Annotated in this window: 8 protein-coding genes; 1 reads left to right on the top strand and 7 read right to left on the bottom strand. The window is 53.2% G+C overall.

The features are described 5' to 3' along the window. On the top strand, nucleotides 1-387 hold a 387-nt coding region (locus CPA45_RS16095), incomplete at its 5' end, for a 2-oxo acid dehydrogenase subunit E2 (RefSeq protein ID WP_208858531.1). Nucleotides 388-519: 132 nt separating this feature from the next. Here CPA45_RS16095 and CPA45_RS16090 read toward each other — a convergent pair. The 7 genes from CPA45_RS16090 to CPA45_RS16060 form a co-directional block, all read right to left on the bottom strand. Next, entirely contained in the window at nucleotides 520-1,248 is a 729-nt protein-coding gene (locus tag CPA45_RS16090; protein WP_096653233.1) for a GntR family transcriptional regulator, read from the bottom strand. A gap of 232 nt (nucleotides 1,249-1,480) precedes the next feature. Further along, nucleotides 1,481-2,956, bottom strand: coding sequence for a pyruvate kinase (gene pyk / locus CPA45_RS16085; protein WP_096653231.1), 1,476 nt, complete (start codon nucleotides 2,954-2,956; stop codon nucleotides 1,481-1,483). Then, a complete protein-coding gene (locus tag CPA45_RS16080; RefSeq protein WP_096653229.1) occupies nucleotides 2,953-4,281 on the bottom strand; it encodes a glycerate kinase type-2 family protein in 1,329 nt (442 codons plus the stop codon). The genes pyk and CPA45_RS16080 overlap by 4 nt, the downstream gene beginning before the upstream one ends. Before the next feature lie 187 nt (nucleotides 4,282-4,468). Beyond that, nucleotides 4,469-5,353: a 2-hydroxy-3-oxopropionate reductase gene (locus tag CPA45_RS16075; protein WP_096653227.1), complete on the bottom strand. Its 885-nt coding sequence runs from the start codon at nucleotides 5,351-5,353 to the stop codon at nucleotides 4,469-4,471. Nucleotides 5,354-5,428: 75 nt separating this feature from the next. Beyond that, entirely contained in the window at nucleotides 5,429-6,205 is a 777-nt protein-coding gene (gene hyi, locus CPA45_RS16070; protein ID WP_096653225.1) for a hydroxypyruvate isomerase, read from the bottom strand. A 166-nt stretch (nucleotides 6,206-6,371) separates the two neighbouring features. After that, nucleotides 6,372-8,159, bottom strand: coding sequence for a glyoxylate carboligase (gene gcl / locus CPA45_RS16065; RefSeq protein WP_096653223.1), 1,788 nt, complete (start codon nucleotides 8,157-8,159; stop codon nucleotides 6,372-6,374). 353 nt (nucleotides 8,160-8,512) lie between these two features. Next, a complete protein-coding gene (locus tag CPA45_RS16060; RefSeq protein ID WP_096653220.1) occupies nucleotides 8,513-9,001 on the bottom strand; it encodes an ureidoglycolate lyase in 489 nt (162 codons plus the stop codon). Between the last annotated feature and the right edge of the window lie 112 nt (nucleotides 9,002-9,113).

Raw genomic sequence — 9,113 nt, 5'->3', positions numbered from 1 at the left:
CCCGATGGTCTGATGGTACCGGTTGTACGCAACGCCGATAAGAAATCCTTGATTGAAATTGCCAAGGAGATGGCGGAACTGGGTAAAAAAGCACAAACCAAGAAGCTCAAGCGTGATGAGATGACCGGTGGTTGCTTTACTATTTCGAGCCTTGGCTCTATCGGTGGTACAGCGTTCACGCCGATCGTTAATGCACCGGAGGTAGCGATTCTGGGGGTATCGAAAGCGCAAATGAAGCCGGTTTGGGATGGCAGTACCTTCCAGCCGCGTTTAATGATGCCGCTCTCGCTCTCTTATGATCACCGTGCAATCAACGGTGCGGATGCCGCACGCTTTACCGCTTTCCTAGCGGATATGCTGACGGATATCCGTCGTTTACTGCTGTAAGCATTGTTGGAGCAAGCCACAAGCGGCGCCCTTTTAGGGCGCCGCTTGTGTTTTGAGGCATTGGCGCAAAATGCTAGAAAGTGAATTGTGCACCGATGAGTGATGGGCCAACGGAGTGGTGCGGTTAATGCGTCAGAAAGAAACGGATTGGCCACCTAGAATAGCCTTCAGGTCGGTGTTTACACCTCTCGGTGAGAGATCAAGCAGAGCTTCTAAACTGTGAAGGTGGTCATGTACGCACTGCCTGGCCCCCTCGGCATCACCGCTAGCAAGATGTACCAATAGCGTGGCATGGTCACCTTCCAGGTAACACGAGGCCAGCGTTGGCCGCTTATATAAAGCAATAACAATAGAGGTGCGCAGAATCAGGTCGGTCAGCATGGTGCCTAAAATGCGATTGGAAGCATGTTCAGCAAGCAGATGGTGAAGAGCCAACGAGTGCTCAATGCGCGCTGGTTCATCCTTCCTGGCATAGGCCTGCTTTTCATCTGCTACTTGTTCTTGCAGTGCTGCCATTGTGATGGCATCAAGCTTACCCGCCTGCAGTGCCACTATCTCGCCCTCAATCAACCTGCGCGCTGAAAACGTCTCGCGGGTTTCTTCGACAGAGGGTGCTCGAACACGGGCAACTTGGTTGGGGCGTTGATTGATGACATGCTCAGCAGCAAGCCGCGTTAGCGCCTTGCGCACCACCGAGCGGCTAACGCCAAATACTTCTCCCAGGGTGATTTCTGGCAATTTGGTATTCGGCGGCAGACGCTGCATCAGTACCGCGTTGCGGATATGTTCAACGATCGTCTGGTCGTTATATCCACCTCGCTTGGAAGTGCTCAAAGGTTTATTGTGCCAGCCGAGGCTCATGATGCCTTTCTCCAGGTGGTCCTCATTCAACTTTCGCATTGTTACCCCGGCCACTATAACAGCACAATGTTTTGGCTTCCTAACAGCACTAATTACTTATCAGTACTAATTACTTATCAGTTTACTTATCAGTACTAATGACTTAGCAGCACAAGTACTGATAATCATAAGCACTTGTGCGGCGGCTGATACTAACTTGTGCAACTGTTTATACAAATTTATGCAACAACACTTAGCTACGCTGGTGCTCAGGCTTTACATCCAATATTTTCAGGGTGTTAGTACCGCCATGGGCATTCATATGATCGCCACGGGTAAGAATGACGTGATCATTCGGGGCAGCAATGCCATGAGTGACCAGTAATTCCAAAGCCCGGTCGTTGAGCTCTTCCGCTTTCATCTCAGTGGTATCAAACGCTAGAGAGACCACGCCACGGTATAGCGCCATACGCCGCTGGGCAATCTCGCTGTGCGCAAGTCCCACGATGGGTAAGCCAGAGTGGATGCGCGAAGCAATGAGTGCCGTGAAACCGCTTGAGGTCATACAAGCGATAGCAGCCACCCCTTGCAAATGGTTGGCGGCATACATGGCGGATAGCGCCACGGTTTCGTCAATTTTAGAGAAACCCTGATGCATGCGATGGCCAGACTCTTGAGCACTACGCTCGCGCTCAGCCCCCAGACACACTCGGTTCATTGCTTCAACGGTTTCTACAGGAAAGTCACCAGCCGCAGTTTCAGCGGAGAGCATCACCGCATCAGTGCCATCCAGTACCGCATTGGCAACATCGAACACCTCGGCACGCGTGGGCAGCGGTGCACTGATCATCGTCTCCATCATTTGGGTGGCGGTGATAACTGCACGGTTTAGGCTGCGCGCCCGCTTGATCAAACGTTTTTGCACGCCAATCAACTGTGCATCGCCGATCTCTACCCCCAAGTCGCCTCGCGCCACCATCACCGCCTCAGAAGCAGTGATAATGCCATCTAACGTTGCCTCGTCAGCGACTGCTTCGGCACGTTCAATCTTGGCGATAAGGCCAATTTCCTTGCCCGCGTCACCCAGCAATTCACGAGCTTCCTGCATATCAGCAGCACTGCGCGGGAAAGATACCGCCAGATAGTCCACCCCAATTTCGATCGCAGTCTTGAGATCTTGCTTATCCTTATCGGTAAGTGCTGCTGCCGATAACCCGCCCCCTTGCTTATTGATACCTTTATTGTTGGAAAGCTTACCGCCAACGATAACCCGGGTGTGGACTTCTTTACCCCGAATGGCGCTAACCTCAAGTACCAAACGGCCATCATCAAGCAGCAGGCGGTCTCCAACGCTGACATCATCCGCCAATGTTTTGTAGTCGCAGCCAACACGGGACGCGTCACCCGCATTGCCATCCAATAGCATGTCGAGTACGAAGGGCTGCCCCTCTTCAAGTACCACTGCTCCCTCTTTGAAGCGAGCGATGCGAATTTTAGGGCCTTGCAGGTCAGCCAGTGCTGCCACGCTTCTGCCTAACCGCTGGGCAATCTCACGTACTTCATTCAGACGCCGACGATGATCCTCAGCCGACCCATGGGAGAAATTGAGCCGAACAACATCAACCCCAGCCCGCAACATCTTCTCCAGTACGCCTTCACGGTCACTCGCAGGGCCTAACGTGGCAACTATTTTTGTACGTCGAATCGGGGTATATGCGGTTGGTTTCATGACTGCCTCGGGAGAACAAGAATGGCTCGAAAATCGTTGACGTTCGTACGGGTTGGCCCGGTCACGATCAGGTCATCAAGGGCGGCAAAAAAGCTATAGGCATCATTGCGAGCCAGGTACTCTTGCGCGGACAGCTGTATAGCTTCAGCGCGTTTCCAGCACTCGGGGCCAATCAGTGCGCCCGCGTTATCCTCCGAGCCGTCAATCCCATCGGTATCAATTGCCAGGGCGTAAATACCTTCCGCTCCCTTGAGGCTATCGAAAAGCCCCAATAAGTATTCGACGTTGCGTCCACCACGCCCGTCGCCTTTTACAGTAACACTGGTTTCACCACCGGAAAGCACCAATAGGGGCCGTGTGATTTCATCTTGTAGCTTGAGCACCATACGTGCTTGAGCAGTACCCAAGTCGCGGGCCTCGCCCTCTAAATCGTCACCCAATACCCTGATATCAATCCCGTCTTTTCCAGAGCTCTCTTCAGCGCTGCGTCGCGCAGCATCTAGCGCATCACAGGCACGTGCGAGGATGATATGTTGGTCGCGAGCAAACCCAGGGCTACCGGCTTGTGGTGCGTTATGCTCGGCCATGAGGTGTTGGCGCACGTTATCGGGGACTTCGATCGCGTAGCGTTTGAGGATCGCGAGCGCATCAAGCGGTGTGGAGTGATCAGGTAGCGTAGGGCCAGAGGCAATTAATGATGCCTCATCGCCCGGAACATCAGAGATTAGGTACGTCAATACACGGGCTGGGTGCGCGCAAGCAGCTAAACGGCCGCCCTTAATCGCAGATAAGTGACGACGCACCGTGTTGATTTCACGAATCGACGCGCCGCAGCGCAGCAGGGTTTTATTGATTGCTTGCTTATCTTTTAGACTGATTCCATCGGCAGGCAACGCCATTAGCGCAGATCCACCTCCGGAAATTAACGCAATCACCTGGTCGTCTTCGCCCAGCTCTTTTACTGCCGCCAACATTCGTTTAGCAGCCTGCTCACCGAGTGCATCTGGCATTGGGTGAGATGCTTCCAACACCTCGATGCGTTGGCATTCGGCACCATGCTGATAACGGGTCACCACTAGGCCTTCCAAATCGGATGGCTCACCAGAGGATCGTGCCTCCCAGGCTAACTCCAACGCACGCGCCATGGCTGCAGCGGCTTTTCCAGCACCAACGACAACGGTGCGTCCAGCAGGTTTGTCAGGCAGTTGGTCGGGTAGCAAGCTATCGGGATGCACCGCAGCGACAGCCTTTTCAGCCAGGCGCTTCAGCCACTGGCGAGAGGCTTCTTCACTGGTGAAGGGGGCTAAACGAAAAACGGCATTCATCGGTAGACTCCTCAGGCAAGAGCCAGGGCAAACAAGAAAAATGGGGAAAAAAGCCCGGTGGTAGAGAAATGGCAGGACAAAGGAAAGCTACCACCGGAGAAAAGCAACGCGTCACATGTAATAGCAGCGGCGAGTAGCGGGCAGAGCCCCGCCTTCACTCAATAACGCCGCACCCAGGAACCTAGAATTACTCACCCACCTCGTGATCCGCCAATTTCTCCAAAGCACGTAAAATGCCAGCATGATCCCAGTCAGCACCACCGTTAGCAGCACACGCCTGGAACAACTGTTGCGCATTGGCGGTACCCGGTAATGAAAGGTTCAGGCTACGCGCACCTTCCAAGGCCAGGTTAAGATCTTTTTGGTGCAGGCGGATCCGGAAGCCTGGGTCAAAGGTACGCTTGATCATGCGCTCGCCATGCACATCAAGGATCTTCGATTGGGCGAGCCCACCCAGCAGCGATTCGCGCACTTTGACCACATCGGCACCCGCCTTAGAGGCGAACAGCAGGCCTTCAGCAACGGCCTCTATGGTTAATGCAACAACGATTTGGTTGGCTACCTTGCAGGTTTGGCCAGCGCCGTGGCCGCCGATATGGGTAATAGTCTTGCCAACAACTTCAAGTAGTGGCTTAGCACGCTCGAAGCCTTTATCCGTCGCCCCGACCATAATAGTAAGCGCAGCATTAATGGCACCACCTTCACCACCAGACACCGGGGCATCCACATACTCGCCGCCAGCCTCAGTAATGCGCTTGGCAAACGCCTGGGTCTGCATCGGCGCAATAGAGCTCATATCGATGACCAAGGTGCCGGGTTGAAGACCTTCGATCACGCCATCTTCACCGAACAGTACAGTTTCCACGTCCGAGGTGTCCGGCACCATGGTGATAATCACCTCGGCGACTTGGGCAACCTCTTTCGGGCTTGCCACTTCCTGCATGCCTTTTTCGGCAAGCGCCGCATCCAGTGTGCCGCGCTTTACGGTTACCAAGGAGTGGCCCGCGTCGAGCAGGTGGCCTGCCATGGGGCGACCCATAATGCCCAAACCAATAAAACCTATCTTGCTCATCGTCTTTCTCCTTCAGTCTCATTCAGCACAAGCCAGCTCAATGCGTTCTTGTGCGTTCTTGTGCACCTGGAGTGCTTAACGTGCACTATCCAGCCAGCCCAGGCCTTGTGACGTTCCCGCTTGGGGTTTGTATTCACAGCCAATCCAGCCGTCGTAGCCCAAGCGCTCAAGATGCGCGAACAGGAAGGGGTAGTTGATTTCACCGGTCCCTGGCTCATGACGGCCCGGGTTGTCCGCAAGCTGTACGTGGGCAATTCGTGCCAGATGCTTTTCTATCGTGGGCGCTAGATCACCTTCCATAATCTGCATGTGGTAGATGTCGTATTGCAGCTTCAGGTTGTCGCTACCAACGTCGTCAAACAGAGCCAGCGCCTGCTCAGTACGGTTGAGGAAAAAGCCTGGGATATCACGGGTGTTGATTGGCTCGGCGATCAGCAGAATGCCAGCGGCTTTCAGCTTCTCAGCAGCGAAACGTAGGTTCTCAACCACCGTCTTGCGAGCCTCATCATCACTAACACCATCTGGCTGGATACCGACCAGGCAGTTGACTTGGGTATTGCCCAGCACCTGAGCGTACTCAATCGCCTTATCAACGCCAGCGCGGAACTCCTCCACACGGTCCGGATGGCAGGCAATGCCACGCTCACCGGCTACCCAATCGCCTGCCGGAAGGTTGAACAACACCTGAGTCAAACCATTGGCATCCAGGTGCTGCTTAATTTCCGCAGCTGTATAGTCATAGGGGAAAAGGTATTCAACCCCTTTGAAGCCAGCCTCAGCGGCGGCCTTAAAACGATCGAGGAAGTCCACTTCGGTGAACAACATGCTGAGATTTGCAGCAAACTTGGACATGTAGATCTCCTTGCTTCTTACCGTGGAGCGAAAGTTGTGACGGAAGTTGTGACGGAAGTTGTGATGACAGTAGTGATGACAGTTGTGGCGACAGTTGTAGCAACAGCTATGGCCATTACTGTGGTACTTCACCCTGGTGTTGAGCGCGTCGCGACCAGGGCGAAACTCAGGTCAGGCTGGCGATAGAGCTAGGTGCATCAGTCAAATTTTCGGCTAGCTCTTCAAACTCATTGACCCCATCAAGATCGGTCCCCATTGAGATATTGGTGACACGCTCAAGGATGATTTCCACAACCACCGGCACACGGTGTGTACGCATCAGTTCACGGGCTTGCTCAAGAGCCGGTGCGATATCCTCAGGCTTGGTAACACGCAATGCCTTACAGCCCAGGCCTTCAGCAACGGACACATGGTCGACACCATATTCAGCCAACGCCGCTTCTTCATCGGTATAGTTGATGTTCTTGAACGACAGCTGCACGCAATAATCCATGTCGAAACCACGCTGTGCCTGACGAATCAACCCAAGATAGGAGTTGTTCACCAGTACATGGATATAGGGCAGATTAAATTGCGCCCCTACTGCCAGCTCTTCGATCATGAACTGGAAGTCGTAATCACCAGACAGCGCGACGACTTCGGCCTCGGGGTCAGCGCGGCAGACGCCCAGCGCCGCAGGAATAGTCCAACCAAGTGGGCCCGCCTGACCACAGTTGATCCAGTGGCGAGGCTTGTAAACGTGTAGGAACTGGGCACCAGCAATCTGGGAAAGCCCAATGGTGCTGATGTAGCGTGCATTTTTGCCGAACACTTTGTTCATTTCTTCGTAAACACGCTGGGGCTTAACCGGCACGTTATCGAAGTGTGTTTTGCGTAGCAGGGTGCGTTTGCGCTCCTGACACTCCTCGGCCCAGGCGCTGCGGTTCTTTAGCTTGCCGTCCGCTTTCATTTCCCGCGCAACTTCAAGAAATAGCTCTAGCGCCAGTTTGGCATCCGAAACGATGCCGTAGTCGGGCCCAAAGATGCGTCCTATCTGGGTTGGCTCAATATCTACGTGTACAAATTTTCTATCTTTCGTATACGTTTCGATATTGCCAGTATGGCGATTAGCCCACCGGTTACCAATCCCCATCACAAAATCTGAGGCAAGCATGGTTGCATTGCCATAACGATGAGAAGTCTGCAGCCCCACCATACCGGCCATCAGCGGGTGATCGTCTGGAATGGTGCCCCAGCCCATCAATGTCGGAATTACCGGCACGCCGGTCAGTTCAGCAAACTCAACAAGCTGCTCTGAGGCATCTGCATTGATGATGCCACCCCCTGCGACCAGCAGTGGTTTTTCAGCTTCGTTGAGCATCGTCAGTGCTTTTTCAACTTGGGCACGGGATGCTGATGGCTTATAAGCCGGGAGTGATTCGTAGGAGTCTGGATCGAATTCAATCTCGCTCATCTGAACGTCGATCGGCAGGTCGATCAGCACCGGGCCAGGACGGCTAGAGCGCATGAGCTGAAAAGCTTTCTGAAACGCCCGCGGCACCTGTGCAGGCTCCATCACCGTCACAGCCCATTTAGTTACGGGGCCAGCAATTGCCTGAATATCGACTGCCTGGAAATCCTCTTTATGCATCTTGGCGCGCGGCGCTTGCCCGGTGATACATAAAATCGGGATGGAGTCGGCACTAGCGGAATAGAGCCCAGTGATCATGTCGGTGCCCGCAGGGCCAGAGGTACCGATACATACCCCGATATTGCCAGCAGTTGTGCGGGTATACCCTTCTGCCATGTGCGACGCACCTTCCACATGCCGTGCCAGCACGTGATCAACACCGCCTACCTTACGCATTGCCGCGTAAAAGGGGTTTATCGCGGCGCCCGGCACACCAAAGGCAACATCAACACCCTCTTTTTTCAGGACGTGAATGGCGGCTTCTGCAGCGGTCATTTTAGCCATTACAACTTCTCCTCAACAGTTGAATACTATTTTTGTATCCATTTTTTGTATTCAATTTGGTATTTGTTCTTGTATTCAAAGTATGCGCCAGGCGAACCACTGTCAATAATTAATGGAAAATATTTCCATATAATCACATAGCAAGAACGCAACCTAATATTAATCAATGTGTTAGATTAATATTAGGTTAGAAATTGCATACAAAAGAAAGAGCAAAACGCTGGGCGGGATCAGCAGGCATGGGTAAGGGACCGGCAGCTTGGCTACCAGTCCACTCATTAACAAATAGCTATGGGTTAATAGCTAATATCTTAGTAACTACAATAGATAAATAACGATAGGCGGCTAACGCATCAGTCGATAACAACCTTGATGGCGAGCGGATACTCAAGGCAGTTGTTACCTTCTCCGCCACGATCCACCACCAGGAAGCGCCCTTCTCGCTCCAGAACCGACTGGATCGCATGCCAGGTACCGGCATGGTAGTTAACGCCTTGGTGGCCATCGGTCACAAAAGCCCGCACGTCTTGGCTATCAATTGTTTCGCCTTTCGGCGCCACTACCACCACAAAGCGTTCTTCATGTAGTGGCATAAAGGCTTGGCTGCCCAGCGGGTGGCACTCAAGGAAATCCAGCGCCAGGGGCATCTCAATCGGCTGACTGACAAAGATATTGATCAGCGCACGCGCATTTTCACCCAATGTTTCAACTTTCGCCAGGTCATGGTAACGACGCGTACGCCCAGCATTAATGGGAAAATAATCCGCTGTACGCGTGTCAATCACGTCACCAAAAGGTGCAAAGGCCTCCGGCGTCAAAGGCTGTACTTTTAATTCCAGCATCGGCTTGCTCCTATGTGTGTATTAACCGCCTGCGTATTCCGCCCGTTTGTTTATTTCAACTACTGCTGATTTCAACCACTGCTTATTTTTCAACTACAGCTAGGGCGTAGCT

This window comes from Vreelandella nigrificans, from assembly GCF_002374315.1.
Lineage (GTDB): Bacteria > Pseudomonadota > Gammaproteobacteria > Pseudomonadales > Halomonadaceae > Vreelandella > Vreelandella nigrificans.
Note: the sequence above shows the minus strand (reverse complement) of the source record. Positions and strands in the feature narration are given on the sequence as shown.

Excerpts from the sequence above, each read along its gene's own strand:
- pyk (WP_096653231.1), bottom strand. The coding sequence starts at position 2,956 with ATGAAACCAACCGCATATACCCCGATTCGACGTACAAAAATAGTTGCC.
- gcl (WP_096653223.1), bottom strand. The coding sequence starts at position 8,159 with ATGGCTAAAATGACCGCTGCAGAAGCCGCCATTCACGTCCTGAAAAAA.
- CPA45_RS16060 (WP_096653220.1), bottom strand. The coding sequence starts at position 9,001 with ATGCTGGAATTAAAAGTACAGCCTTTGACGCCGGAGGCCTTTGCACCT.
- hyi (WP_096653225.1), bottom strand. The coding sequence starts at position 6,205 with ATGTCCAAGTTTGCTGCAAATCTCAGCATGTTGTTCACCGAAGTGGAC.
- CPA45_RS16090 (WP_096653233.1), bottom strand. The coding sequence starts at position 1,248 with ATGAGCCTCGGCTGGCACAATAAACCTTTGAGCACTTCCAAGCGAGGT.
- CPA45_RS16075 (WP_096653227.1), bottom strand. The coding sequence starts at position 5,353 with ATGAGCAAGATAGGTTTTATTGGTTTGGGCATTATGGGTCGCCCCATG.
- CPA45_RS16080 (WP_096653229.1), bottom strand. The coding sequence starts at position 4,281 with ATGAATGCCGTTTTTCGTTTAGCCCCCTTCACCAGTGAAGAAGCCTCT.